This is a genomic window from Arsenicibacter rosenii (assembly GCF_001870735.1).
Classification (GTDB): Bacteria; Bacteroidota; Bacteroidia; order Cytophagales; family Spirosomataceae; genus Arsenicibacter; species Arsenicibacter rosenii.
Window position 1 is genome coordinate 1 of the sequence record NZ_MORL01000107.1, and the last position, 726, is coordinate 726.

The following is a 726-nucleotide window of genomic DNA, read 5'->3' on the forward strand; positions in this document are numbered from 1 at the left end:
AGACGCTCCATCATCCGGACCGCTCCGGTCGTCATAATCCATCCCGGCGATACTGTCAGTACACGTACTCCCTTCGGTGACACTTCATTCGACAGGTTTTTACTATAGTTAAGTAAAGCTGCTTTTGCGGCAGCATAAGGTAGTGTGGAATCATAGAGCGGCAATTTTGCCTGGATGGAACCAATATGAATGATGACTCCTTTACTGCGATTGATCATAGCCGGCAAAAAACCACGATCCAGTCGTACAGCTGCCNGTAAGCACCGCAAAACCGCCGCCCGGCGTTTCTGAGCCCCCCATGTTGTTGATCAGAATATCGAGGTGGCCAAACTGATTAAGAACCTCGCTGATTACGGTCTGTGTATCCTCTGACTTACTTAAATCGGCCGCTATGAACAGAGTACCATCCGCCTGAATTTCCGGCTTGTTTCGGGCGGTAGTAATCACCGTTGCTCCCGCTTTCAGGAGCCGGTCGGCAATGGCTTTGCCAGTGCCTTTAGTGCCCCCCGTTACGAGGGCGATCTTACCTGCCAGTTCGTTTTCAAATGTAAAGTCCATAAGCTTGCTGTTTTGTCAGGGCAAATTTCGTATGTATGACAGGCACTGACAAGTACGGATTTACGAATCAGATAGGGATAAATTTATCCGTATTGACCCGGCAATGGCATAGGGTTATCTTTGACGTATGTATGAACGAAAGATATTGCCCGAATTGACCTGCGGGCT

The 726-nt window shown here is 48.8% G+C and carries 2 protein-coding genes; both read right to left on the reverse strand.

The genetic code is table 11. The annotated features are described in order from the left end of the window. Positions 1-218 (reverse strand): SDR family NAD(P)-dependent oxidoreductase (locus BLX24_RS33970; protein ID WP_262483012.1); only part of this gene is annotated, 218 nt, incomplete at its 3' end. After that, positions 202-558, reverse strand: a complete 357-nt coding sequence (locus BLX24_RS33975; protein WP_218160736.1) for an SDR family NAD(P)-dependent oxidoreductase — start codon at positions 556-558, stop codon at positions 202-204. The genes BLX24_RS33970 and BLX24_RS33975, both read right to left, overlap by 17 nt. Between the last annotated feature and the right edge of the window lie 168 nt (positions 559-726).